General features: G+C 70.0%; 24 protein-coding genes. 10 read left to right on the forward strand and 14 right to left on the reverse strand.

Translation table 11 applies throughout. The features are described from left to right. Positions 1-139 precede the first annotated feature (139 nt). The 9 genes from OHT57_RS45525 to OHT57_RS45560 all read right to left on the reverse strand — a co-directional run bounded on the left by OHT57_RS45525 (position 140) and on the right by OHT57_RS45560 (position 9,916). Positions 140-1,486 (reverse strand): jacalin-like lectin, encoded by a 1,347-nt coding sequence (locus OHT57_RS45525; protein WP_328752854.1) that lies wholly within the window; start codon positions 1,484-1,486, stop codon positions 140-142. Between the two features lie 258 nt (positions 1,487-1,744). Then, positions 1,745-2,410 carry a response regulator transcription factor gene (locus OHT57_RS45530; RefSeq protein WP_328752855.1) on the reverse strand — a complete coding sequence of 222 codons (666 nt, stop codon included), beginning with the start codon at positions 2,408-2,410 and terminating at the stop codon, positions 1,745-1,747. Beyond that, positions 2,407-3,456, reverse strand: coding sequence for a sensor histidine kinase (locus tag OHT57_RS45535; RefSeq protein WP_328753519.1), 1,050 nt, complete (start codon positions 3,454-3,456; stop codon positions 2,407-2,409). The genes OHT57_RS45530 and OHT57_RS45535 overlap by 4 nt, the downstream gene beginning before the upstream one ends. Before the next feature lie 158 nt (positions 3,457-3,614). Next, on the reverse strand, positions 3,615-4,148 hold the full coding sequence (locus tag OHT57_RS45540; protein WP_328752856.1) for a hypothetical protein: 534 nt from the start codon (positions 4,146-4,148) through the stop codon (positions 3,615-3,617). Positions 4,149-5,082: 934 nt separating this feature from the next. Beyond that, positions 5,083-6,213 (reverse strand): class I SAM-dependent methyltransferase, encoded by a 1,131-nt coding sequence (locus tag OHT57_RS45545; RefSeq protein ID WP_328752857.1) that lies wholly within the window; start codon positions 6,211-6,213, stop codon positions 5,083-5,085. A gap of 458 nt (positions 6,214-6,671) precedes the next feature. Continuing rightward, the gene (locus OHT57_RS47605; RefSeq protein WP_443053564.1) at positions 6,672-6,839 is read right to left on the reverse strand and encodes an FAD-dependent monooxygenase; all 168 of its coding nucleotides are present in this window, start codon (positions 6,837-6,839) and stop codon (positions 6,672-6,674) included. Between the two features lie 238 nt (positions 6,840-7,077). Then, positions 7,078-7,746 (reverse strand): response regulator transcription factor, encoded by a 669-nt coding sequence (locus OHT57_RS45550; RefSeq protein WP_328752858.1) that lies wholly within the window; start codon positions 7,744-7,746, stop codon positions 7,078-7,080. Further along, positions 7,743-9,053, reverse strand: coding sequence for a sensor histidine kinase (locus OHT57_RS45555; protein WP_328752859.1), 1,311 nt, complete (start codon positions 9,051-9,053; stop codon positions 7,743-7,745). Before OHT57_RS45555 ends, OHT57_RS45550 begins: the two co-directional genes overlap by 4 nt. A gap of 41 nt (positions 9,054-9,094) precedes the next feature. Beyond that, positions 9,095-9,916: an ABC transporter permease gene (locus OHT57_RS45560; protein WP_328752860.1), complete on the reverse strand. Its 822-nt coding sequence runs from the start codon at positions 9,914-9,916 to the stop codon at positions 9,095-9,097. Positions 9,917-10,068: 152 nt separating this feature from the next. Between OHT57_RS45560 and OHT57_RS45565 the strand changes: the two genes are divergently transcribed. Next, positions 10,069-11,265, forward strand: coding sequence for an RNA-guided endonuclease InsQ/TnpB family protein (locus OHT57_RS45565; RefSeq protein ID WP_328752861.1), 1,197 nt, complete (start codon positions 10,069-10,071; stop codon positions 11,263-11,265). 31 nt (positions 11,266-11,296) lie between these two features. On the opposite strand, the gene OHT57_RS45570 is transcribed toward OHT57_RS45565, so the two are convergent. Beyond that, the gene (locus OHT57_RS45570) at positions 11,297-12,229 is read right to left on the reverse strand and encodes an ABC transporter ATP-binding protein (protein WP_328752862.1); all 933 of its coding nucleotides are present in this window, start codon (positions 12,227-12,229) and stop codon (positions 11,297-11,299) included. Between the two features lie 512 nt (positions 12,230-12,741). Here OHT57_RS45570 and OHT57_RS45575 point away from each other — a divergent pair. Together OHT57_RS45575 and OHT57_RS45580 are read left to right on the forward strand one after the other, a co-directional pair. Next, a complete protein-coding gene (locus OHT57_RS45575; RefSeq protein ID WP_328752863.1) occupies positions 12,742-12,993 on the forward strand; it encodes a hypothetical protein in 252 nt (83 codons plus the stop codon). Then, positions 12,990-13,361, forward strand: coding sequence for a fic family toxin-antitoxin system, toxin component (locus tag OHT57_RS45580; RefSeq protein ID WP_328752864.1), 372 nt, complete (start codon positions 12,990-12,992; stop codon positions 13,359-13,361). Before OHT57_RS45575 ends, OHT57_RS45580 begins: the two co-directional genes overlap by 4 nt. 138 nt (positions 13,362-13,499) lie before the next feature. Here OHT57_RS45580 and OHT57_RS45585 read toward each other — a convergent pair whose 3' ends face one another. Together OHT57_RS45585 and OHT57_RS45590 are read right to left on the reverse strand one after the other, a co-directional pair. Continuing rightward, the gene (locus OHT57_RS45585; protein ID WP_328752865.1) at positions 13,500-14,786 is read right to left on the reverse strand and encodes an MFS transporter; all 1,287 of its coding nucleotides are present in this window, start codon (positions 14,784-14,786) and stop codon (positions 13,500-13,502) included. 235 nt (positions 14,787-15,021) lie between these two features. Further along, positions 15,022-16,005: a LysR family transcriptional regulator gene (locus OHT57_RS45590; protein ID WP_328752866.1), complete on the reverse strand. Its 984-nt coding sequence runs from the start codon at positions 16,003-16,005 to the stop codon at positions 15,022-15,024. A gap of 129 nt (positions 16,006-16,134) precedes the next feature. Here OHT57_RS45590 and OHT57_RS45595 point away from each other — a divergent pair, with 129 nt between their 5' ends. The 7 genes from OHT57_RS45595 to OHT57_RS45625 are packed head-to-tail and all read left to right on the forward strand — an operon-like array spanning position 16,135 to position 23,147. Further along, the gene (locus tag OHT57_RS45595; RefSeq protein ID WP_328752867.1) at positions 16,135-17,127 is read left to right on the forward strand and encodes a fumarylacetoacetate hydrolase family protein; all 993 of its coding nucleotides are present in this window, start codon (positions 16,135-16,137) and stop codon (positions 17,125-17,127) included. Next, complete coding sequence (locus OHT57_RS45600; RefSeq protein WP_328752868.1) at positions 17,124-18,131, forward strand: cyclase family protein; 1,008 nt, start codon at positions 17,124-17,126, stop codon at positions 18,129-18,131. The genes OHT57_RS45595 and OHT57_RS45600 overlap by 4 nt, the downstream gene beginning before the upstream one ends. A 23-nt stretch (positions 18,132-18,154) precedes the next feature. Continuing rightward, positions 18,155-19,288 carry an FAD-dependent oxidoreductase gene (locus OHT57_RS45605; RefSeq protein WP_328752869.1) on the forward strand — a complete coding sequence of 378 codons (1,134 nt, stop codon included), beginning with the start codon at positions 18,155-18,157 and terminating at the stop codon, positions 19,286-19,288. Next, entirely contained in the window at positions 19,285-20,358 is a 1,074-nt protein-coding gene (locus OHT57_RS45610; RefSeq protein WP_328752870.1) for an amidohydrolase family protein, read from the forward strand. The genes OHT57_RS45605 and OHT57_RS45610 overlap by 4 nt, the downstream gene beginning before the upstream one ends. Positions 20,359-20,383: 25 nt before the next feature. Then, a complete protein-coding gene (locus tag OHT57_RS45615) occupies positions 20,384-21,322 on the forward strand; it encodes a VOC family protein (protein ID WP_328752871.1) in 939 nt (312 codons plus the stop codon). A 50-nt stretch (positions 21,323-21,372) separates the two neighbouring features. After that, on the forward strand, positions 21,373-22,344 hold the full coding sequence (locus tag OHT57_RS45620; RefSeq protein ID WP_328752872.1) for a fumarylacetoacetate hydrolase family protein: 972 nt from the start codon (positions 21,373-21,375) through the stop codon (positions 22,342-22,344). Next, positions 22,341-23,147 (forward strand): SDR family NAD(P)-dependent oxidoreductase, encoded by an 807-nt coding sequence (locus OHT57_RS45625; RefSeq protein ID WP_328752873.1) that lies wholly within the window; start codon positions 22,341-22,343, stop codon positions 23,145-23,147. Before OHT57_RS45620 ends, OHT57_RS45625 begins: the two co-directional genes overlap by 4 nt. 147 nt (positions 23,148-23,294) lie before the next feature. Here the strand turns inward: OHT57_RS45625 and OHT57_RS45630 are convergent, their stop codons facing one another. Beyond that, positions 23,295-24,254 (reverse strand): expansin EXLX1 family cellulose-binding protein, encoded by a 960-nt coding sequence (locus OHT57_RS45630; RefSeq protein ID WP_328752874.1) that lies wholly within the window; start codon positions 24,252-24,254, stop codon positions 23,295-23,297. A 202-nt stretch (positions 24,255-24,456) separates the two neighbouring features. After that, positions 24,457-25,479 carry a LacI family DNA-binding transcriptional regulator gene (locus tag OHT57_RS45635; RefSeq protein ID WP_328752875.1) on the reverse strand — a complete coding sequence of 341 codons (1,023 nt, stop codon included), beginning with the start codon at positions 25,477-25,479 and terminating at the stop codon, positions 24,457-24,459. Positions 25,480-25,614 lie beyond the last annotated feature (135 nt).

Genomic DNA, 25,614 nt, shown 5'->3' on the forward strand with positions numbered 1-25,614 from the left:
CATCCCCATAGCGAACCGGTGCTGGAGCCAGGCCGTCATATGAGCTTGCAGTCCGGCCGGTGACAACAAGCCTGCCTATGTGCCAACTATCGCGCTCCGGCTCATCGGTGCATGTGTTCGGTGCGATGTGGAGTGCGTGTCAGCGCTTGGTGTAGATGAAGCCGAGCTTGTCGATCTCGTCGCCGGACCGTCCGTTGAACCCGGCGAGCTGCCAGCCCGACGGCGCGGTGCGGGTCACACAGTCGGACGTGGTGGATCCGCCGGACAGGCTTCTGCCGAGGTTCGTGGCGAACTTGGCGTAGAAGATCCGGGTGTGTCCGTCCTTCTCTCCTTGGCACAGCTGGGCGGAGGTGATGTACTCGCCGCTGCCCAGGGTCAGGGACGACGCCGTGCCGCCGGTGCCGCCGTGGGTGAGGACCTTGCCGTTGTCGAGGGTCAGGCCGACACCGTCGACGCGGGAGCCGCTGCGCAGCGAGAGGCTGACAGGGCGGGCGCCCGCCGGTACGGCGTCGATGTCGTTGTAGTAGTCGCCGTGGGGGCCGCCGTACTGGTCGCTGAGCTGGAAGTCGGCATTGCGCGACCAGGAAAAGCCGACCGAGATCGGGTCGTGGTCGGAGAGCATCTGCCCGGCGTCGGTGAGGAACTTGGCGTGCTCGTTGTTGTACGACGTGGCGTTGAGCGAGACGAGTTTGCTGCTGCGGTAGAGGACCTTGTCGACGACCTCGCAGGTGTTGGGGACGGTGGTTCCGGTCTGGTCGCAGACCAGGGCGTCGCTGCCCTTGGTGGGCGGGGTGCCGCCGCGGATGAGCTTCACCCAGGCGTCGGTGAGTCCGTTGGCGGCGCCGAACTCGGCGATGGTGTCGGCGCTGCGGGTGTAGCGGGTGTTGGTGTCGCCCATGACCACGACGGCGTTGCCGGCGGAATGGGTGCTGATGAAGGCGGTGAGCTGGGTGAGGTTGTCGGCGCGGGATGCCTCGTCGCCGTCGTTGGTGCCGGCGTTGGTGTGCAGGTTGTAGAAGTCGACGTAGACACCCTCCGCGAGGCGCTCACGTATGAACGTGAACCCCTTGGGCGTCAGGCAGTCGCCGGAGTCCCACTGGCAGGAGTTCCAGTGCACCCGCTCGAAGTCGCCCTCGTCGTAGGGGAGTTTGGACAGGGTGTTGAGACCGCTGCCGATTCCTGCCCCACCGCTGGTGGGCGTTCGGTAGGCGTGCGCCGTGTCCGCGGCGTAGAGGTAGGCGTGGTAGTTGAAGTCCTCCTCCACGTGCACGATGTCGTACGGGGCGATGCGCTGGCCGATGGCCGTGGTGCTCGTGTCGCGCGGTGTGGACGCGCTGGAGAGGATCGCGGGCAGGCCCGCGACGTTGTAGGTGAGGGTGCTGAAGGACCCGGAAGCCGTGTCCGCGGCAGCGGCGGGGGACGCGGTCGCGACGAACCCGCCGCAGGTGATGGCCGCGGCCGTGAGGCAGGTGAGAAGACGGCGCATGAAGTGGAACTCCTGTGAAGTGGAGGGGGCAGCGGAAATTTACCGCCGGTAACCCACTTCTGTCGCCGGCTGGTCAGGGAGGGATCGAAACGTGACCACGTGGTCCAGGCCAGCGGCGCACCTGTGGCGGCGTCAACGACGCGGGGGCCCTCCGCAGGGCATCAAGGACGCACTCGGATTTGGCGACCGCTTCACCCATGGCCTCGACGTGGACGGCGGCCTCCACCTGCTGTGGGGCCGCCCCGCGGCGCCGATAGGTCAGGCCAGGCCGGCCGCGATGGCGCGGCGCACGGCGTCGGCCCGGTCCCGGATGTCGGCCTTGGCGAAGAGGTTGTTGATGTGCGTCTTGACGGTCGCCTCGCTCACGAAGAGCTTCTCGGCGATCGCGCGGTTGGGCAGGCCCTGGCCGATCAGGGTGAGTACCTCGCGTTCGCGGGGCGTGAGATCCGCGGGCAGTTGCTGTCCGGACGCCGTCGGCCTGGCGCGGACGGTGGCCAGCAGACGATCCTGGACCTCGCGATCCAGGACGGACTGGCCCGCGGCGGCGGCGCGGATCGCGCGGACGATGTCCTGGCGTCCGGCGTTCTTCGTCAGATAGCCGCGGGCGCCCGCGCTGAGGGCGGCCAGGATCGAGTCGTCGTCGGCGAACGTGGTGAGCACGACGACGGCCACCTCGGGGTGTTCGTCGCTCAGCCTGCGGGTGGTCTCGATTCCGTCGAGCACGGGCATGCGCAGGTCCATCAGCACGACGTCCACCGGACCGGCGGCGACCGCGTCCAGTACGCCGTTGCCGTCCGCGACCGCCGCGACGACGTCGATGTCCTCGGCCAGAGCCAACACCGCGGCGAGCGGTTCGCGGATGGCGGCCTGGTCGTCGGCGACGATCACGCGCAACGGCCGGGAGTTCTCGGTGGGTTCACTCATCGCGGGATCACTGCCTCCACTTGCCAGCCGCCTTGGTCCGGTCCCTCGGTGACCGGTCCCGCGGTGAGGGTGCCGCCCAGCAGGGCGACGCGTTCGCGCATTCCGATCAGTCCCATTCCGCTGCCGACCCCCGAGTTCACCGTACGGGTGGCGTGTCGGTTGCGGATCGTCAGTGTCGTCGAGGAAGCCGCGAAGGCCAGTTCCGCCCGCACCTCACCGCCCGGGGCGTGCCGTGCGGCGTTGGTCAACGATTCCTGGGCGATCCGCAGCAGGTTCTGGGTGACCCGGGCCGGTACCTCCACGGGGGTTCCGGAGACGGTCAGGGCGTCGCGGTGGCCGGACGACTCGAGCATCGCGGTGAGGGTCTCCACCAGCGGCAGCGAGTCCTCGCGGAGCGCGTGGACGGTCCACTGCGCCTGCTTCAGGCTCTCCTTGACGAGACTGTGGGCCCTGTTGTTGGCCGCCCTGACCTTCTCCAGGTCGCCGTTGTCGAGAAGGGCGTCGGCCAGTTCCAGCTGCATGTTGATCCCGGCCAGGGTGTGCGCCAGGACGTCGTGCACGTCCCGGGCGATCCGGCCGCGTTCGGCGAGTACAGCGGCCTGGGCCTCGGCCCGGGCGGCGCGCTCCGCGCTCTCGGCCGCCGACAGCGCGGCGTCCACGGCTTGGTGCTGGACGCGGTTGAGTATCCCGATCAGGACAGGTGCGCCGGTGGCGAGGCCGACGGCCCAGGGCAGCAGGTGGTGACCGGGTCCGACACCGAAGTACAGGATGCCGCCGCAGAGCAGGCTGCAGGCCATCGCCAGGACGAGGGCCTGTTTGGTCGGCAGTCGGTATCCGGTGTGACCGCAGAGGAAGAAGGCGAAGAGGTAGCCCGTTCCGCTGCGGCTGAGGCCGATCAGCGCGGCCGCCGCGAGGACGCCCAGCGACAGCCAGACGAGGGCGGCACGCGGCGGGACCTTGCCCGGGGGCAGGCCCCGGGCCAGCAGCGCCGCACAGTTCAGTACGAACAGGACCGCGACCACCAGCCCCGGCCCGCTGACGCCCATCGGCCGGATCGTCAGGGCCCCACTGACGATGACCGCCACGGTCAGGGCCCACTGCGCCCGGGGGTCCCGGCCCGGGATCGGCCGCGGGGCGGCCGATGAGGGCGGGACCTGTCCGGGGGAGGAGGCGGTCTCGGCGGTGGGCACGGCCAGACCATAACTCACGGTCGGACCGCGACACGGTTCGAGGCAGGGGTGGGCTGCCCGGCGGTCAGCATCCGGCTGCGGATGAAGATCGTGGCCAGCCGGGTGACGACCTCGGTGAGCGCCATCAGGACGAAGGCCGCCACCCATGCCTGGTCGCTGGTGATGTGGTGGGCGATGCTGAACCGGGCGACGTCGTCGGCGCCGCCGCCGTGCTCGGTCCACAGCTGGAAGCCCATCCGGGCACCCATGCCGAGCACCCACAGGATCGCGGAGACCGCCCCCGCCTTGATCAGGATGTGCTCGCCCGCGGACCTGACCCGGGTGTAGACGCCGCCGGCGATGCCGAGTACGGCGCCTGCTCCCACGAGCGCTCCGACCAGTATCAGGTCGTTGCCCCCGGTGGGAACGGAGTCCAGGTACGTGTGAGCCACGAAGGCCACGATCCCCAGCGGGATCAGGAAGGTCTTGAGGTCCAGCCGACCTTCCCGCAGCTGCCGGAAGACGACGAGGAGGAGAGCGATGTCGGTGATCCACTCGGTTGTTGTCATGTCCCCAAGCGTGCTGTCACCGGGCCTGTGACGCCTGGACCCATGGGTGGAACCGCGGGTGGAGAAGTCCGTGGCCGGTTGTGGTCGACCGCGTCGCGCGGCCGGCCCCGGGCGGCTGAGGACGAACAAGACGACGCCGAGGACGGTTTGCGCCCGAGGGATGAGTAGGACGAGCCCGAGGGCCACGCCTTCCCCACCCTGAAGATCCTCAAGGACGCGGTCGGACGCTCGAAGATGCACCCGGTCCCGGTCATCCGCAATGAGCAGCGCGACAGCGGAGTGGCCGCTGATCAGCGAGCCCATGGACTGCGAACCCCGCTGGGTCCACCCCAATCTCACCGTCACCCGCATTTCCCACATCCAGGCCAACGGCAAGCGCGTCCGCCGCGACAAGATCGACGTACCCGCTTCCTACGGCCAGGCGCGCTCTGCCTCATCGACCGCAACGGCAGCTTCCCTTCCGCCCGTTCGGCCGTCCCCTCGCCCCGAAAGTGCTGAAACACCGGCCCCTCGACGCCTACGACAGGGCCGGGGCCGGCATCTACCTCATCGACATCCCGCAGTGGACCCGCACCGACATGCCACACCCACTGGGGCGGATCATCGACCGTCCCGACGAGGGCGGTGCATCACCGGACGCGCAGGGCCGGCCACTGCAACTCTTCTCACACGGCACCTTGTCGCCTACCGGGTCACCATGACCGTAGGAGATCTTGCCGTACGCCGATGATGTGTACGGCGGATAGAACCCTCGTCGTCAACGGACTGCTCGCGACGGGTGTGAACGGGTGCCGGTGAGTGAGCTCAGTAGGTGTTGTCGATCCTCAGGCTCGGGCAGATTCGGGTCATCCCGTGGGCGTGGCGAGGTCACCCACGGGATGTGCTCACCTGGGGAACCGGGAGGTGAGATGCCGTCGCATGAGGGGACTGCCGGTCAAGCTGTCAGGCGCCACAAGGACGTGGTCTCGGCGCTTCGTGCTGCGTGGAGTGGGTCGGTGGCGTCCCTGGCACGTGGATGCCGGGCCTTGATGTCGATCTTGTCCACAACGCGGAGGCGTGCTGTCTGGATCGCGTCGAGCAGTTGCTGACGTGTCCGCAGACCGAGGTGCTCTGCCACGTCGGACAGGATGAGCCAACCCTCGCCGCCGGGCCGCAGGTGGACGGAAAGACCAGCGAGGAAGCCGTGGAGCATGGTGCTGTCCGGATCGTAGACGCCTTGCTCGATGGAGCTGGTCGGACGGGCGGGCAGCCAAGGCGGATTGCACACGATGAGGTCGGCGCGGCCTTCGGGGAACAGGCCGGGACCCGACACCTCGATGCGGTCGTCCAGCGCGAGCCGACGGGCGTTCTCCCCGGCGCAGGTCAGGGCGCGTGGGTTGATGTCGGTGGCCACGACGCGGTTGATGCCGCGGCGGGCCAGCACCGCGGCGAGGACGCCGGTTCCCGTGCCGACATCGAACGCCGTACTGGTGGCGGGACTGTGCAGGGCCGCCGGGGGCAGGGGCGTATCGGCGACCAGGTCGACGTACTCGCCTCTGACCGGGGCGAACACGCCGTAGTGGGGGTGCAGCCGGGTGCCGAGCGCCGGCACGTCGACCCCTTTCAGGCGCCACTGGTGAGCGCCGATCACTCCCAACAGTTCCCGGAGCGAAACTGCCATGGGTCCCGTTGAGGGGCCGTAGGCCTCCAGACATGCCTGGCGGACGTCGGGAGCCCGACGCAACGCCAGCGTGTAGTCGCTGTCCAGCAGCACCAGAAGCTTTCCGAGGACGAGAGCCTGGTGGCTGCTGCTGCGTCGGTGCAGGTGGAAGGCCTCGCTCAGGGAGGCGCTGGGCCCGGGCGTTTTGCGGTCGATGCGGCTGCCCATCGCCCGCAGCAGCTGCCGGGCGTTGTGGAAGTCGCCCTGCCAGAGCAGGGCCGTTCCCTCACACGCCTGGCGGTAGGCGGTGTTGGCCTTCATCCGGTCGTCGGCGACGACAGTCCGCCGCGGAAGGGGTGCGGCGGTCTCGGAATGCCAGCGGGCGGACTGGTGGATGCGGCCTGTGGTCCAGTGAATGGTGGACACCACGTACTCCTCGTGGTCGAACGTGCAGGGGCACGAAGAGCACTTCGACGGGGAGCAGGGTGAACCCACGCCTGTCCATCGGACAGGCGCGTGCGTTGAGGCAGGTGGTCGTTACCGCTCTCGCGTCGAAGCGCGAGAGGGGACGTCCCAGACAACCATGCCGAGCATCAGGTTCAGCCCTTTCGGAGGAGTGGCAGAAGGCTCGCACAGGTGCTGCCCACCCTCCAAACACACCGGCCCGGCCAGGTCAGCGGGTTGGGCCTTTCCGTCCCCCGACTGGTGGGCGGGCTTTGCCGGTGAGCCGCCTGGTCACCAGGGCGATGAGCGCCCGTTCTGATGGGCCCCGGAGTGCGGCGGGGCAGGACGACGAAGCCCCTGGTGCCCTGGGGACGGGAGAGGATGCGATCCGCGCGCAGAGGTCGTCGTCCAACGTGCCGTTCCTGACCGGATAAATGGAGTCAGTCCCCGAAGTGCCGAGGGCACGCACTGTGCTTGTCATGGCTGCAGGCCGAGGATCGAGCAAGGACATCGACGCCCCGCAAGCTGAGCAGGATCGCCGCGGAGAGCCCGGCAGGACCGCCCCCGACTATCAAGACGTCCGGTTCATGGCGGAGTTGACTGTGCATCGCATGGGCTCCCGGGTCGAGGGCCGGCGGTGTCGACGGTTGGGTCCGGGCCGGGCACGGCAACCTGTGCCGGTCGGACCGGGTGAGGCGATGGACCACATCTGCGGTGCTCCTGGGCGGGAGCACGGGAGGTATGGGGGCGTGCGTGATGGCCGGTGACACCCGAGACGGTGACCAACAGGAGGCCCAGCTTCATGCGGCGTGTCGTACGCCCACCAAGCGGGGACGCATGAGCGGGCTACGGCTTGGCTCTGACCAGCCCGGTGTCGTAGGCGGTGATCACGGCCTGGATGCGGTCGCGGGCGCCGATCTTGGCGAGGACGCGGCCGACGTGTTTCTTGACGGTGGATTCGGTCAGGACGAGGCCGTCGGCGATCTCGGTGTTGGTCCAGCCCTGGCCGAGGGCGACGAGGACCTCGCGTTCACGGTCGGTGAGGCTTTGCAGGCGGGGGTCCTCGGCGGGTGGAGTGTCGGCGGGGGACAGGACCTGCTGGGTGTAGGCGTCCAGGAGGCGCCGGGTGAGGCGGGGGGAGACGACGGCATCGCCGGTGGCGACCGCGTGGATTCCGGCGACGAGTTCCTCAGGGCGGGCGTCCTTGAGGAGGAAGCCGCCGGCTCCGGCGCGCAGGCCTTCGTAGGCGTACTCGTCGAGGTCGAAGGTGGTGACGATGAGGACGCGGGTGCGGCCGCCGGAGGCGACGATGCGGCGAGTGGCCTCGATGCCGTCCATGCCGGGCATGCGGATGTCCATGAGGACGACGTCGGGGCGGAGTTCGGCCGTCATGCGCACGGCCTCAGCGCCGTGGGCGGCCTCGCCGACCGGGGTCAGCCCGGGAGTGCCTTCCAGGAGCATGCGGACGCCCATGCGCTGGAGGGGCTGGTCGTCGGCGACGAGGACGGTGGTCATGGCTGATGATCTCCCGGGGGTACGTCGAGGACGACGTCGACGAGCCAGCCGTGGCCGGTGGCATGCGGGCCGAGGGTGACCGTGCCGCCGTACATGGCGGCACGCTGGCGGATGCCGACGAGGCCGTGCCCCGCCTCGCCGGACGGCGCATCCGCGTCGGACACGCCGGTGTCGGCGACCTTGATCTGCACGGTGCCGGCGTCCTTGGCGACGGTGACGTCGGCCGTGGCGCCTGCGCCGGCATGTCTGAGGGTGTTGGTGAGGGCTTCCTGGACGATGCGGTACACGGTGAGTTGAACGCCGTCGGCGAGGGCGTCGAGGTCCCCCGTGGTCCGGTAGGTCACGGGCAACCCCGCCGCGCGTACCCGCGTCAGCAACGGGTCCAGGTCACGCACGCCGGGCTGGGGGCTGAGGAGGCGTTCCTCGTCCTGGTCCTCGCGCAGCACGCCGAGAACCCGTCGGAGTTCGCTCATCGCCTGGCGGCCGGTGTCGCCGAGGACGCGCAGGGCATCGGCGGACGTCTCGCCGCGATTGGTCGCGAGGGTGGCGGCGCCGTCGGCGACGCTGACGATGACGGAGAGGTTGTGGCCGACGATGTCGTGCATCTCGCGGGCGATACGGGCGCGTTCGGCCGCACTGGTGAGCCTGACGTGCTGGTCGTGCGCGATCTCAAGGCGTTTGGCCCGGTCCTCCGATGCCGCCCAGTAGAGGCGGCGGATCCGCAGCGTCAGGCCGATGGCGATGGCCGCTGTCGCCGTACCCAGCAGGAAGAAGAGACCCAGGAACGGGTGCTCGACGGGGGCCAGAAGCCAGACTGCCAGGGTCAGTTGGGCCGCGCTGAGAGCGGCGGCCCAGCCGAGCGCGCGCAGTGATCCGTGCAGGGCCAGACTGTACAGGGCGACGAGGCCGGCCATGCCGGTCTGCTGCCACACTTCCAGCGACCACTGGGTAAGGGACACCGCGGAGATGATCCCGTAGGTGACGGCCGGGTTCCTGCGACGCCACCACAACGGGACGACGAGTGCGACGGCGAAGGCAACCAGTACCGCGGTCGGAAACTGGCCGCGGTCCGTCGTGTCCCCGAACGGACCGCGGCGGCTGTGGGAGAGCAGGTCGGGGAGGCTGAGCAGGGCGACAACGAGTACGACCGTGGTGTCGAGCAGCCAGGGATGCCGCTGGTCCAACCGGCGCCGGGCGCTCTGACCGCGCAGCATGCGGCCCAGGAGCGGGTGCGCCCATACGTCGGCGAGCCCGGGTGACGACGCAGCAGCCGTCCCCCGGGCGGCGGTCGCGGAGTCCTGTCTCATGATCCCCACTGTGCCACTGCCACACTGACTCGCACTGCTGCTCAGGCGTCGCTCTTGAGGAGCCGCCATGCCGCTCCGGCGAGGCTGAGGGCCGCCCACCCGGCAAAGACGGCGAGTCCCGCCCCGGGGGAGAGGGCGTCGGAGGACTGGTGCAGGGCGTACAGCGCCGAACCCGCGTTGCTGGGGAAGTAGGGGTTGATGTTGTCGTACAGGGAATCGGGAAGCAGAGAGGCCAGGCCCGGGAGGATGAGCAGGACGCCGACCAGGACCGCGATCGCCCCGGCGCTGGAGCGCAGCATCACCCCCAGAGCAACCCCCGTGACGGCCACCAGAGCGAGGTAGAGGCCGGCACCGGCCAGACTGCGCAGTACACCGGCATCGTCCAAGGACATGGCGATCTTCTCGCCGTCCAGACCCAGTGTGCCCAACTGGAACGCGACCAGGGCGCCGAGCGTGGCCAGGACCAGGACGACAGGGCCGATCACTGCGGCCTTGGACCACAGCACAGGCAGACGGCGGGGGACGGCGGTGAGGGTGGAGCGGATCATGCCGGTGGTGTACTCGCCGGCCGACAGCAGGACGCCGAGCACGCCGACGGCCAGCGACGCGAAGGTCACCCCGAGCAGGGCGAGGCTGATCGCGTCCTGGTCGCCGGATCCGGGCCCGGATGGCCCGCTCTGGGCGACTGCGTCGGGGCTGTAGGTGGCGGAGGCGATCGAGCCGAGGGCGATGAGCAGGACCACGGCGACGGCGAGGGTGATCCAACTGGAGCGCAGTGACCAGAATTTGGCCCACTCGGCGCGCAGCACCCGTGGACCGGTGATCCTGTAGGCCGTGGGTCGGGAGAGTTCGGTGACGGTCATCGGATACCTCCGAGGAAACCCCGGCCTTCAGGCCGGGGAGGAATCGGACTCCTGCGGAGCAGGGCAGGGAGCTGGGATTCGCCGCCAGGGCGGATCCCAGTGCTCTGACCCGCAGATTTGAACTTAACCAGTAGTGACGCTAGCTTGTGAGCATGACCGTGAAGCAGGTGAAGCGGGCGTTCAAGTACCGCTTCCATCCGACGGATGTGCAGGCGGCTGAGCTGTCGCGCACCTTCGGATGCGTGCGGAAGGTCTACAACCTGGCACTGAGCGCCCGCACAGAAGCCTGGGCGCGGCAGGAGCGGGTCAACTACAACCAGACCTCCGCGATGCTCACCGCGTGGAAGCGGACCGAGGAGCTGGCCTACCTGGGTGAGGTGTCGTCGGTTCCGCTCCAGCAGACACTGCGCCATCTGCAGGTGGCGTTCACCAGCTTCTTCGGCAAGCAGGCGCAGTACCCGCGCTTCAAGTCGAAGAAGAAGTCCCGCAGGAGCGCGGAGTACACCACCAGTGGTTTCCGCTTGCGTGAAGGCCGGCTGACCCTCGCCAAGATGGCCGATCCGCTGGACGTGGTGTGGTCGCGGCCGCTGCCTCAGGGGGCGCAGCCGTCCACGGTGACGGTGTCCCAGGACGCGGCGGGGCGCTGGTTCGTGTCGCTGCTCTGCGACGACACGAACCCCCCGGCCCCGGCCACCACGAACACGGTCGGTATTGACGCGGGGATCACGTCCCTGCTGACGCTGTCCACCGGGGAGAAGATCACCAACCCGCGGCATGAGCGCAAGGACCGCACCCGGCTCGCCCGGGCCCAGCGGGAACTGTCCCGCAAGGCCAAAGGTGACGGTGCGAACCGGGCCAAGGCGCGCCGCAAGGTTGCCCGTGTCCATGCCCGGATCGCCGACCGGCGCCGGGACTTCCTGCACAAGCTGACCACTCGGCTCGTCCGTGAGAACCAAACGGTCGTGATCGAGGACCTCACCGTCCGCAACATGGTCAAGAACCACACACTCGCCCGCGCGATCTCCGACGCCTCGTGGAGAGAACTGCGGACGATGCTGGAGTACAAGAGCGACTGGTACGGGCGGGAACTGGTGGTCGTCGACCGTTTCTTCCCCAGCTCGAAACTGTGCGGTGTCTGCGGCACGATCCGGGCGGAGCTGCCGCTGAACGTCCGCGTGTGGACGTGTGAGTGCGGTGCGGTCCATGACCGGGACGTGAACGCGGCGAACAATCTTTTGGCCGCCGGGCTGGCGGTGTCTGTCTGGGGAGCTGGTGTAAGACCTCAACGGGAGTCCTCCCGGACGGGGCAGCCGGCGATGAAGCAGAAACCCCCACGGCGCGAGCCGTAGGAACTCCCCCTCGTTCACGAGGGGGAGGAAGTCAACAGGCTGCCTTTCGCCCGGTCTCTGCCGGATGGCTCTGGTACTCGACGACGTCCCTGGTCAGGTCCATGAACGCCGCCTCCAACGAGACGGCCTGCGGGGTGAGTTCGTACAGTGCCACCCCGTGTTCGGCCGCGATCAGCCCGATCTCCCGGGCGTCGCGTCCGGACACCAGGAGTTCTTCGGCCGCGGAGGAGGAGATGGTGACGTCCGGGCCTGCCAGTAGCGAGCGCAGCCTGGTGGCCTCGGTGGTGGCGACCTTTACACCGCCGCCGCTCGCCTGTTGGGTGAAGTCGTCGACGGTGGTGTCTGCGAGCAGCCGTCCACGGCCGATGATCACCAGGTGGTCGGCGATCAGCGCGGTCTCGCTCATCAGGTGTGAGGAGAGCATCACGGCGCGGCCCTCGTCGGCCAGCGAGCGCAGTAGGTTGCGTACCCACAGCACGCCTTCGGGGTCGAGGCCGTTGACCGGTTCGTCGAGCATGACGATCGCCGGGTCGCCGAGCAGAGCCGCTGCGATGCCCAGCCGCTGGCCCATGCCGAGCGAGAAGGCTCCTACCCGCTTACCGGCCACGCTGGTCAGTCCGGCCAGTTCGATGACCTCGTCCACCCGGCGGCGCGGAATGCCGTGTGTGTACGCGAGCCCCATCAGATGGTTGAACGCGCTGCGGCCGGGATGGACCGACTTGGCCTCCAGCAGGGTGCCGATCTCGTGCAGTGGTGCGGTGTGCTTCGCGTACGACGTGCCGTTGACGGTCACCGAGCCCTTGGTGGGGGCGTCCAGACCCACGACCATGCGCATGGTGGTGGACTTGCCGGCACCGTTGGGGCCGAGGAAGCCGGTGACCTCACCAGGCTTGACGGTAAAACTCAGCTCGTCGACGACGGTCTTGTCGCCGTACCGCTTGGTCAACTCCCGTGCTTCGATCACGAGTATGGGCCCTTCTGCCTTGGACTCGGCCGGGCGAGCGCGCCACGACCTGTGCAGCCGAGATTAGGAGCGCTGCCGGCCCGAACCCTGGGACCACGGGAGACACTTCGCTGCCCGAGTGGTACCGCGGTACCACTCGGGCAGCGAACCGCGGTACGCCTCAGGTATGACGGCGGGTGGCCTCGGCCGGTGGGAACGGGGGCAGGGCGGGTTGTTGGCTGGGAACAGGCACGGCGACCTGTCCCGTTCGGCGATGCGGTCGCGAGACGGCTTCCCGCCGTGGGCGACGGGCCACGTCACCTCGCCGCCTGGCAAACGAAGGCGTCTTCGACCGACTCGACGGTCTCCCGTCGCTCGGCATGGGCGGACTCGCGGCGAAGGATTGGTCCGATGCCTTCGGCATCGAGCCGGCCGGTGCTCCGGTCTGCGCTCGCCGTCGCGGGTGACGAGGTGCCGACGCACGGTTCGGTCCTTCGCCGCCCACGCCTGCTACCACCCTGCTACCGTGAGGTATGGCTACGAAGAAGCAGACGCAGGTCCGGCTGGATGAGGATGTGCTGGAAGCGGGAAAGGCCGCCGCACGCTCACGTTCGCTTGATTTCAACAGGTACGTGGAGCGACTCATCGTCGAGGACACGACCGGCGCCCGCGCTGCCGGCATGGCAGCCGCCCAGCGGCTCATCGCTGAGCACGGCGCGTTCCTCGACGACCTGGAACAGCAGCTCGACGCCCCGTACGACCAGCAGCCGGGCGCCGCCGCGTGATCCTGTACGTCGACGAATCCTGGGTCCTCGAAGTGGCGGAGCGGGCCGGGCACCGTGACCCGGCCGCCGACGACTACGGCGTGCCCATCGCCGCCGTCGCCCGTCACCGCGGTGAACTCCTCGACACCCCCGTCTACGACGGGGCCTTCACGCGGGCCGCCGCTCTGGTGCACACCTTGGGCCGCTGCCGATGGCTGGAGCGCTCCAACCTCACCGTCGCCTGCGCCGTCGCTGTCATGTATCTCGAAGCCAGCAACATTCCCGTCAATCCGACCCGCGAACAGCTCACCGCACTCGCTCATGAGCTGAACAACCCTCGCTGCACCGCCGGACGGATCGCTTCTTTCCTGCGCACCTGGAAACCGTGACCGGGACCGGGTGCCGTTCCTCAGGGGCACATGATCAGCGGCGTGAGGACGAAGTCCACCTGCTGTGATTGCGCGAGGTCCTTGCTCTCGTCCGCCGTCTTGGCCACGGCGGCCCTGCGGGCCCGGCGCTGCTTCGGCTCAGCCCGCCGGCTGCCGGATCGGTTCCAGGGCGGCTTGGGTACGGCGTCGTCGGGCGGCCAGGCCGAGTGCCACGGTGGCGGCTGCCCCGGCGACGGCGAGTACGCCCAGGGCGTTGGCCCGGGTGCCGACGGCGGAGGTGAGGGCGAGGACCGCGAGCGGGCAGATGAACTGGCCGAGGAAGAAGGAGCCCGTCCACAGGCCCGTGCCGCGGCCGCGGTCGGCGAAGTCGAGCTGGGACATGGCGAGGGTGAGCAGGCTCGGCAGCATGATGCCGCCGCCCAGGCAGTTGATGACGGCGCCGAGGGTCAGCACGACGGGATCGGGGGCGAGCCAGATCACCGCGAAGCCGAGGGTGCACAGGGCGAAGGCGGTGGGCAGCCAGTCCCGGGGGCTGCGGCCGGACCTGGTGAAGACGACGGCGCCGATCACGATCGCGGCGCTGGAGCCGGCGCCGGCCAGCCCGATCACCGCGGTGTTGCTCACGCCCATGTCGTCCAGGAGATAGGCCATCTCCACCTGGACGGTGTAGAAGAGGACGGCGCCGAAGACGGTCAGCGCGCAGGTGCCCGCCAGTGGCCGCCAGGGGAAGGGGCGGGCGGCGACCGGCTCAGGGACGGCGGGGGAGTGGCCGTCCGCGGTGTCGTGGGGTCGGGGCGGGGGCAGGAAGGCGGCCATGGCGGGGGCGAGCAGCAGGCTCACGGCGTAGGCCCAGAACGGCATGCGCCAGCCGGCCGATCCGGCCGCGCCGCCCAGGACGAAGAAGGCGGTCGCGGAGATCGCGGCGCACATCGTCTGCATCGCGAGGTAGCGGTCGCGTTGTCGGCCGGAGTAGTAGTCGCCGAGGAGCGTGGTGCAGCAGGTCATGATGGCGGCTTCGGTGACGCCGACGAGGGCGCGGGCGGCGACTATGGCGACGAGGGAGTCCAGCCACAGGGGAGCGGTGCCGAGGACCGCGTACACCACGGTGGCGACGACGAGCAGGCGTTTGCGGCCGAGTCGGTCGACGAGGACGCCGGCGAAGGGGGCCAGCAGGGCCAGTGACAGGGCGGGGATCGTCAGTGCCATGGGGACGAGGGCGTTCGCGCCCGGCACGTCGGCGAAGTGGTCCTGCATCTGCGGCAGGACGGGGGCGATGAGCACGGCGCCCAGGATGGGCAGACAGGCGCCGGCCATCAGGAGGGTCAGTCGAAGCCGGTGGCCGGGGCCGGTCACGGTCTGCTCGGGCGGGTCGTCCGTGGCCGTGTCGGAGGGCGGGGCCGGGAGCGGGGACACGGGTGCAGGCATGCGGGAACTCCACGTGGCGTGTCGGGAGGTGAGCGACGGTGCGCGGGTAGCCGTCGTGGCCGGGTCGCCCGGCTGTGGTGACCTTGGAACCGGACGCCGCGGCGGGTCGGCTCGCCGGGCGTCCGTACGGTCCCGGCAGCTTGTGAGGGTGCGGCTGCGGTGCCGGGTTGAGACGACTATGGGCCAAGGAGCAGGTCGTGCCTAGCCCTCGTCCGATCGATATCGAAGATGCGGATCATCCAGGGCCTGGATGGACGGGCCGGCGGGGAGCCGTCGGCTGGCTCGGTGGAACGGGGGCAGGGCGGCCGGGTTCGGATGCCGCCAGTTCCGCTCCCACCCGGGCCGCGGTCTCGCGCAGCCAGATGTGGGCCGCGTCGTGGGTGTGCACCGGATGCCACCACAGTGCCTCGTGGAGCGGGACCGCTCCGTAGGGTGCTTCCATACGGCGTACGGCGGCCACTCCGCTCAGCCGCTCGGCCAGACGCTGTTGCACCAGGGCGATCCGCCGGGTTCCGGCGACCAGGAAGGGCAGTGCCTGGAAGCTGTCGACGAAGACCTCCACGCGTGGCTCGACACCGAGCATGCTCAGCTGTCGGGCGGCGGGAGCGTCGTAGGCCCGCTGATAGACGACCCAGGGCAGCCGTGCCAGGTCGTCCATGGTCAGGTGGTCGCCGACTTCATCGTTGGTCTCGGCGACGAGGAAGACCCAGCGGTCGGCGAACAGTTCCACGGAGGGGAAGCCGGTGATGACACCGTGAGGCATCAGCAGTCCGTCGGCGGTGCTGAGCATGGTTTCGGTGTCTTCGGTGACGTCGCCGGGCGTCCGCTGGAAGCGCAGCCTCACCCCCGGGGCCTCGGCATGCACTCTCCGGGCGAGTTCGGCGCCGAAGACGCTGAGCGCGTAGTCGGAGGAGAGCAGGGTGAACTCGTGCGCCTCGCTGTCCGGGGCGAAGTCGGCCCTGCTGGTGAAGAGTCGGTCGAGCAGGTCGCATGCGGTTGCCGTGCGGTCCAGCAGGGCGCGGCCCAGGGCGGTCAGTTCGTATTGTCTGCCGCTGCGTGAGATCAGGTCGTCGTCGAAGTGGCGGCGCAGGCGGGCCAGGGCGGCGCTCATCGCCGGCTGGCTGAGTCCGACGCGTTGCCCGGCGCGGGTGACGTTGCGTTCCTCCAGCAGGGCGCGCAGGGACAGGACGAGGTTGAGATCGAGGCCGGAGAGGGACACGACGCCTCCATGGCTGGGCTGCCCCGCGGCAGCATCTGCCAGACAGATGATCAACATCCGAAGAATCTATTTCCCAGATTAATGGGTGCGGGGCCAGATTGGTCCCACCGCAATCTGGAGGACATTCCCGTGAAACCCGCAGCCGCTTCCGCGTCCTTCTCCGGACCCTTCGCCCTCGGTTCACTCTGCGCCCCGGACCAGGCGCCCTTTCCCGCTCTCGTGATTCCGGGGGAACGCGTACTGGATCTGCGTGCCGCCCTCGCGGAGCCCGCCCTGACGACCCGGCAGATCTTCGAACGCTGGCACGAACTGCTCCCTCGCCTGCACGAACTCGCCGCCGACACCGCGGCCGGCTGGCAACCGCTGGAGGGCCTGCGCGTACAGGCCCCGGTCGAGCCCCGCCAGATCTTCCAGTCCGGCGCCAACTACCGGCAGCACGTGATCGACCTGGAGGTCGCCCACCGCGCCCCCGACGACCCTCGCACGGTCGAGGAGGCCCGTGCGGAGATCGCCGCGGTCATGGACCGCCGGGCCGCCGAGGACCTGCCGTACGCCTTCATCGGACTGCCGAGCGCGATCACCGGCCCCTACGACGACGTCGTGCTCCCGTCCTGGGCCGAACAGCCGGACTGGGAGCTGGAGTTGGCCCTCGTCATCGGCAGGCCCGCCCAGCGGGTGTCCGTCGAGGACGCCCTGGACCATGTAGCCGGGTACACCATCGCCAACGACCTCACGGACCGGGCCACGGTCTTCCGCCGGGACATGAAGGCCATCGGCACCGACTGGCTGCGCAGCAAGAACGCGCCCGGGTTCACCCCGCTCGGGCCGTGGATCGTGCCGGCCGGGTCCATCGCCGACCCCAGCGACCTGCGGGTCACCCTGAAGCTCAACGGCGACACCATGCAGGACGAGTCCACCAAGGACATGCTGTTCGGGGTCGCCCGGCTGGTGTCGTACATCTCGCAGACCGCCCAACTCCTGCCCGGCGACCTGGTGTTGACGGGCAGCCCGGCCGGGAACGGCATCCACTGGGGCCGGTTGCTGCGCGACGGCGACGTGATGGAGGGCTCCATCACCGGGCTCGGAGTGCAGCGCACGCGCTGTGTGGCGGAGGCGCTGTGAACCGCCACGACCCAGGCGCTGCGACGCGTCACGCCCCAGGCGTTCCGAACCGCCACGACCCCGAGGGCGCGATCGCCGAAGCCGCCAAGGCGTACTCCAACTGGGGGCGTTGGGGCGCGGACGACGTCCTCGGCACGCTGAACTTCCTGGACGGGGCCAAGCGCCGCGAAGGCGCGGCACTGGTCCGACGGGGCGTCAGCTTCTCGCTGTCGCAGCGGTTCGACATGAACGGCCCGCAGAAGGGCTGGCGGCGCCGCACCAACCCGGTGCACACCATGCTGGACACCGGCACCGACGCAGCCCTGGGCAACCAGGGCTTCCCGCACGGCATCGGCGGCGCCGACGACGTGATCGCGATGCCCCTGCAGTGCTCCACCCAGTGGGACGGGCTCGGGCACATCTTCGACCACGGCAAGGCGTGGAACGGCCGGGACGCCGCGGCCACGGTCACCTCCGAAGGCGATCTCGTCACCGGCATCGAGCACATGGCCCCGTACGTCGCGGGGCGGGGCGTCCTCCTCGACGTCGGACGGGTGATCGGCGACGAACGCGGAGAACTGCCGGACGGTTTCGCGATCACCGAGGAACACCTGACCGCGACGGCCCGGGCGCACGGTGTGGCCGTAGGGCGCGGTGACCTCGTCGTCGTCCGGACCGGGCGGCTGGCGCGCGCCCGCCGCGAGGGCTGGGGCGACTACGCGGGAGGCGACTCACCCGGACTGTCCTTCACCACCGCCGGCTGGCTCCACGCGAGCGAGATCGCCGCGATCGCCACCGACACCTGGGGCTTCGAGGTACGGCCGAATGAGTTCGACGCCGCCTTCCAGCCCCTGCACCAGGTCGCCATCCCCAACATCGGCCTGCTGATCGGCGAGATGTGGGACCCCGACCCCCTCGCCGAGGACTGCGCGGCCGACGGCGTCCACGAGTTCTGGCTCACCGCCGCGCCCCTGCCCATCACCGGAGCCGTCGGCTCCCCCGTCAACCCGGTCGCCGTCAAGTGACCCGCCCAACAAAGGAGTTGGCCATGGAAGCAACGACGCCAAGAAGGAGAGTCCTGGTCGTCGGAGGCGGCACCTCCGGCAACGCCGTGACCGTGCTGCTGCGCCGGGCCGGCATCGACGTCGACCTCGTCGAAGCCAGGCCGGACTGGAACGTACGCGGATCCGGCATCACCCTCCAGGGCAACGCCCTGCGCGTGCTGCGCGAGATCGGCGTCTGGGACGAGGTCCGCGAGCAGGGCTTCGCGTTCGACTCCCTGGGGCTCACGGCCCCCGACGGCACCGTGCTCCACGTCGGCGACGTCCTGCGCACCGGCGGCGACGACCTGCCCGCCACCCTGGGCATGCAGCGCCCGGCACTCCAGCGCATCCTCGCCGACGCCGTCCGGGCATCCGGGGCCACCGTCCACCTCGGCACCACCGCCGAGATCCTCACCCAGGACGACCAAGCGGTGACCGTGCGCCTCAGCGACGGCACCCAGGACCGCTACGACCTCGTCGTGGCCGCCGACGGCCTGCACTCCGCGACCCGCGCCGCCATCGGCATCGACGCCAAACCTGAGCCGACCGGCATGTCGATCTGGCGTGTCCCGGCACCCCGCCCGGCCGGCGTGGAGCGCAGCGGCCTCTCCCACGGCGGGCCCTGCTACATCGCCGGCTACACGCCCACCAGCACAGACACGGTCTACGCCTATCTGGTCGAGCCCAGCCGCGACCGCGCCACCATCGCGCCCGAATCGTACGCGCGCGAGATGCGCCGCCTCGCCGAGGGGTACGGCGGTCCCTGGGACGAGATCCGTGACGCGATCACCGACCCGGCCCAGGTGAACTACACCTGCTTCGACCAGATGCTGGTGGAGGGGTCCTGGCACCGGGGGCGGGTCGTCCTCGTCGGCGACGCCGCGCACTGCTGCCCGCCCACGATGGCCCAGGGCGCGGCGATGGCCCTGGAGGACGCCTGGGTGCTGAGCCGGCTACTGACCAGCGAGGCCGCGTGGGACGGGGAACTGCTCACGCGCTACTACGAGCGGCGGATCGACCGGGCCCGCATGGTCGTCGAGGCATCCGTGCAGATCGGGCAGTGGCAGCTCGACGGAGTCCACGGTGACGTTCCCGGCCTGATCGACGCCACCATGACCACGCTCAAGGAGCTGCCGTGACAGCCCACCCGCCACCCGCCGCCGGGGGAGGGCGCGAGCCCGGCCACCCCTCCTCACCGGACACCGACGCACCCCTTTCCCCGACCGTCGACGTACACGCGCACCTGCTGATCCCCGAGGTCGAGGCCCTCGTGGCCGGGCATCCCGGTCTGGCCGAGGCCAGGGACCTGGAGGCCCGCCGCAACGGCCCCGCGTCCCTCGCGGTCAGCGGCCCCATGGTCCGCGCCGTCCTCCCAAGGGCCACCGACGTGCGCCTGCGGCTGGCAGCGATGGACGCACAGGGCGTGGACGTGCAGGTGGTCAGCCCCTCGCCGTCGCACTACCACTACTGGGCGGACGAGGAGACGGCCGAGAAAGTGTGCCGGCTCGCTGCCGAGGCCACGGCCGCGCACTGCGCCCAGGCGCCCGACCGGCTTCGGGGACTCGGGCTGGTCCCGCTCCAGCACCCCGGGCAGGCGGTGCGGGCCCTCGACCAGGCCCTGGACCAGGGGCTGCTGGGCGTCGAGATCTCCAGCCACGCCCCGGGACGGGAGCTGTCCGACCCGGCGTACGAGCCCCTGTGGGCCCGGGCCGCCGCGAGCGGCGCGATTCTCTTCCTGCACCCCTTCGGCTGCACCCTCGACGAGCGCCTGGACCAGTGGTACCTGTCCAACACCGTCGGCCAGCCCACCGAGAACGCCGTCGCGCTCTCGCACCTGATCTTCTCGGGGGTCCTCGACCGGCACCCGGAGCTGAAGCTGATCGCCGCACACGGCGGCGGCTATCTGCCCACCCACATCGGCCGCTCCGACCACGCCTGGTCCGCCCGCTCCGACGCGGGCGCGGACTGCGCCCACCCGCCCAGCAGCTACCTCAAACGCCTGTACTTCGACTCCCTGGTCCACGACCCGCACGTCCTGCGGGCGCTGATCGGCGCGACCGGCGCGGACCGCGTACTGCTCGGCTCCGACTTCCCCTTCGACATGGGCACCGAGGACCCCGTCGGCGCAGTGCGCGCCGCACGCCTTCCCGACGCCGACTTCCATGCCGTGCGCGGCGGGAACGCGGCGGCCCTGCTCGGCCTGACCTGAAACTCACAGAGAAGGACCCCCCACCATGAGCGCATATCCGCTGACCCATCTGCGGCACGTCGACCTCGCCGTCCCCGACTACGACAAGCAACTCGACTTCTACGCCGGTGTCTGGGGCCTGACCAAGGTGGTCGAGGACTCCGGGATCGCCTTCCTCGCCGCCGAGGGCAGCCCCGAACAGTACGTCGTACGCCTGCGCAAGGCCGAGGAGAAGCGCCTCGACCTGGTCTCCTACGGAGCCGGCTCCGCCGCGGACGTGGACACCCTCGCCGAGCAACTGCTGGCGGGCGAAGTCCAGTTGATCTCCCAGCCGGGCAAGGTGGACACGCCCGGAGGCGGCTACGGCTTCCGCTTCTTCGACATCGACGGCCGCACCATCGAGGTCTCCGCCGACGTGGACGCACGGCAGCACCGCAGGATCGAGGAGAAGGAGGCCATCCCGGTCAAGCTGTCGCACGTCGTGCTGAACTCGCCGGACCTCGACGCGACCCGTGCGTGGTACGAGCGTCACCTCGGCTTCCGTCACACCGACACGCTCAGCTCGCCGTACGTCGGCGACGTCATGCACTTCATGCGGATCAGCAACCAGCACCACTCCATGGCCATCGCCAAGGGCCCGCACACCTCCCTGCACCACGTCTCCTTCGAGATGCGCGGCCTGGACGAGTACATGCGCGGCTCCGGCCGGGTGATGCGCGCCGGCATCCAGAAGGTCTGGGGCCCCGGCCGGCACGTGGCGGGCGACAACACCTTCACGTACTTCCTCGACCCGCACGGCAACACCGTCGAGTACACGACGGAGCTGGAGCTGCTGGACGAGGACACCTGGCACCCGCACGTCTACGACTTCTCCCAGCCCGAAGTCACCGACCAGTGGGGCACCGCGAACCCCATGAACGAACTGGTCGCCAAGGAGTCCTTCAACGACGTCGACCGCGGCGTGTTCGTCGCCCCGCCGGTCTGACCTCCCCGACCCTCATCGCTTTCCACGATTGTCGGAGCCTGGAGCCGTGCATGCGTTTCGCCACCTATGAACACCGAGAGCAGCGCCGGGTCGCCGTCGTGGAGGACGACGGCACTCTCCTCCCCGTTCCCGCGGCGCGCTCGCTCACGGAGCTGATCGGCTCCGGCGACGGACTCGACGCGCTCCTGGACATCGGGGCCTCCACACTCGACGTCCCGCCCGGCCCCCATGTGTCCGAGGTGCGGCTCCTTCCTCCGCTCCAGCCGCCCACCGTGCGAGACTTCGTCACCTTCGAGGAGCACGTCGAAGGGGTACGGCGGTCCGTGGACGGTGTCGGCGGGGTGCCCGAGGCCTGGTACGACGCCCCGACGTTCTACTTCACCAACCCGTACGCGGTCCTCGGCGCCCACGACGACGTCCCCGTACCGCCGGGCAGCGCCGTCCTCGACTTCGAGCTGGAGGTCGCCGCCGTCATCGGCCGCCAGGGGCGGGACCTGACTCCCGAGCAGGCCCGGAAGCACATCATCGGCTACACAGTCTTCAACGACTGGTCCGCGCGCGACCTCCAGTCCCGCGAGATGCAGGTCCGCCTCGGCCCGTGCAAGGGCAAGGACACGGCCTCCACCCTGGGCCCGTACCTGGTCACCGCCGACGAGCTGGAGCCCTACCGCGACAGGGACGGTTTCCTGCGCCTGGCGCTGACCGCCGAGGTGAACGGTCAGGTCGTCGGCAAGGACCTGCTGTCCAACATGAGCTGGACCTTCGAGGAGATGGCCGCCTACGCCTCACGCGGCACCGTCGTCCGCCCCGGCGACGTGCTCGGCTCGGGCACCTGCGGCAACGGCGGCTGCCTCGCCGAGCTGTGGGGCGTCCGGGGCGAACAGTCCCCGCCGCCACTGAAGCCGGGCGACACCGTCACGCTCACCGTCGAGGGCATCGGCACCGTCTCCAACACCGTGGTCCCGGGCGAGAATCCGGTGCCCCTGCCCACCGCCCGCCGCCGCACCCGGGAACGGCCGTGAACACCCCGCGCACCAAAAGACTCCTCGGCAAGGTCGTCGTCGTCACCGGCGCCGCCCGCGGCCAGGGCGCCGCCGAGGCTGAGGCCCTGGCCCGCGAGGGAGCCCACGTCATCGCCACCGACGTGACCCAGGCCCCCCACTGCCGTCTCCTGGACGTCACCGACGAGGCCCAGTGGGCCCAACTCGCCGCCGAACTGAGGGAGACGTACGGTGCGGTGCACGGCCTGGTCAACAACGCCGGCATCACCTGGCGCGCCCGCCTCGGCGAGGTGACCCCGGACGACCTCGCCCGTATCCACGCCGTCAACGTCACCGGCCCGCTCCTCGCCATCCAGCACCTGACGCCCCTCATGCCGCCCGGCTCGTCCATCGTCAACGTCGGCTCCACCGCCGCGCTCACCGGCCACTACCCGGTCGCCTACACGACGAGCAAATGGGCGCTGCGCGGCCTGTCGAAGGCCGCCGCCACAGAACTCGGCCCGCGCGGGATCCGCGTCAACACCATCCACCCCGGGTTCATCGAGACCGAGATGACCGCCTCCGCCGCGCCTGCCTTCCGCGAGGCGAACATCCGCGAGACCCCGCTGGGCCGCACCGGCACCGTGGACGAGGTCGCCCCCCTCGTGGCCTTCCTCCTGTCCGACGAATCGTCCTTCATCACCGGCGCCGACATCCCCGTCGACGGCGGACTCACCGCCCACGGCGGCGTCAAGTCCCTCTCCGTCGCGATGAGTGCGACCGCGGCCGGCCCGGCTCCCGCGCGTTCGGACGCTCCGAGGCCGACGGCGGATCACCACAGCTGACAGGGAAGGCGCCGGCCCGGATATGGGCCCCGGCGAAGAACGGTGGGGGATCGCGCCCCAGCTGCAAAGCGGCCGCACAGAACTCTGTGCGGCCGCCTGCTCAAGGTGCCGTCTTCGGGCCGTGGCCGGCTCGGACGGCTGCCGGGATCAGTGTTGGGCGAACTGGACTTGCGTCTTCTGTACGACGTTCGCCTGCACGGCGAGTCCGCTGACGGTCAGCTGTTCCCCGTAGATGTCGGTGACTCTGATCGCCTTGCCACAGCCGGTGCCGTCCTCCGAGATGAAGTAGTTGAAGCCGGTACGGGGCAACTGCCGCCAGCCGCCCCCGGTACTGACCTCCAGCCGTGCGACCGGGTTGCGGTGACCGATCACCTGGATGCCGCACCAGTAGACGCTGGACCCGGTCTTGTACCGGATGGACATCGTGCCGACCGAGGCGGGGCTCACCAGGCTCCAGGTGATGGCGAGCCGGCCGACCTTGAGGTCGGCGAGCTTGGCAAAGGCCTGTTGGCTGAGGTCGATCTGCCCGGGAGCGCAGGGCAGAGGGCATTCGTTGGTGATCCGCACCGTGATCGACTTGCCGTTTGCCGCGCGGACGAGCACGTACGCGCCGCAGGCCCTGGCGGTCTCGTAGTCGGTGGTGTTCATCGCCGCGATCATCATGTCCGGGCTCGGACCGAACAAACAGGCCCCGTCCCCGACACCGGCCTCGTAGGCGGTCGCGACACCCTGATACGAGGTGTTGGGCCGGATCCGTCCTGCAGAGGGAGCCGTGGTGGACGTGCGCGAGGACTTCTGGGCGCCCTTGGGCGACGGCTTCGCCGCCTTGCCGGCCGCCGTCGCCTTCGGGGTGGCGGAGCGGCTCGCACTCGGGCTCGCCGACGGGCTCGGCGTCGCGCTCGGAGATGGTGTCCCGGCGGTTGCGGCGGCTTCGGGCCGGGTGGTGAGGAGGGGTGTGGCCGAAGCCGGCCCCGCGTCGATCTTGTGGCCGGGGAGCAACGCCACGACCAGGTAGACGAGAACGCTCGTGGCGGTCAGCGCCACCGTGGAGCCCAGCACGAGTCTGCGTCTGCGCCTGCGCTGCCCTGCGGCCTGCCTCGTTGTCATCAGTACCTGTCCGTTCAGGATCGAGCCGATGGTGCACCTGTCAGTGGCCACCCACGGCGAAAAGGTTGCCGACGACTTTGCGCGGCCTGTCCGAACGTCTGCCAGGCATGCGCGGGGATGCGAAGGAATCGAGGGGATGCGAGGATCGGGAGCGCTCCCGAACTCCTGACGGTCAAGTGCGGGTCAGGACAGGGGGCGTTGCTCAGGTCGACTCGCGGACCACCAGCGCCGTACGGAGGATGACGTGGCGGTAGGCCACCGACGGTTCCTCCATGTCGTCCAGGAGCAGCCGGATCATCGCCCGGCCCATCTCCTCCAGCGGCTGACGCACCGTGGTGAGCCGTGGTTCGGTGCGCTGGGCGAGCGGGAAGTCGTCGAATCCGATCACGGCGACGTCCTGCGGCACGCGTCGCCCTGCCGCGCGCAGTGCTTGCAGGGCTCCCGCGGCCGTGGTGTCCGACGCGGCGAGGACGCCGTCGATGTCCGGGCGCCGTTCGAGCAGTTCCGTCATGGCACGGTGCCCGCTGTCCTGTGTGAAGTCGCCCTCGGCCACCAGGGTCTTCTCACTGTCGAGACCGGCCAGCGCCAGAGCGTCCTGATAGCCGCGCAGCCTGCACTGGGCGGCGTCCATGTCCAGCGGCCCGGTGATGGTGGCGATCGTCCTGCGGCCCCGTGACACCAGGTGGGAGACGGCGCTGCGGGCACCTCCCAGGTTGTCCGCGTCCACGTAACTGACGTACTCGTCGCCCGAGCGGCGTCCCAGCATCACGGTCGGCAACCGTGCCTCGGCGAGCATGTCCGGCAGCCGGTCCCCGGCATGCACGGACAGCAGCAGCACTCCGTCGACCCGGCTGCCGCGCGCGTACTCCAGGAAGCGCTTGCGGTCGGCGTCCGAGCGGACCAGGGTCAGCATCAGCTGCATCCCGATGTCCGCCAGCGCGTCGCCGAGTGAGCGGACGATCTCCGAGAAGAAGGGTTCCGCGAACACTCTCCAGTCGGGTTCGGTCAGGACGAGAGCGACGGCGTTGCTTCGCTGGCCGGCCAGCGAGCGGGCCGCCAGATTGGGGACATACCCCAGTTCGTCGATGGCTTGCTGCACGGCTCGGCGCGTCGAGTCCTTCACGCCCGCCGCGTTGTTGATGACACGGGAGACGGTGCCCCGCCCCACCCCGGCGTGAGCGGCCACCTCTTCCAGCGTCGGCGTGCCGGGGCTTCGCGTGCCCATGACCACCTCCCCCAAGAGATCACCGATCTTACGGGCCGACGGAACCGGGCACACGGCTTCCGTGCGGAACCCGTGCCGAGTCGGCCAAGGGGGTGTGGGGTTCTGGTCGTTCAGGGGCGGTTGCTCTACGCACCT

It is taken from the genome of Streptomyces sp. NBC_00285, from assembly GCF_036174265.1.
GTDB lineage: Bacteria > Actinomycetota > Actinomycetes > Streptomycetales > Streptomycetaceae > Streptomyces.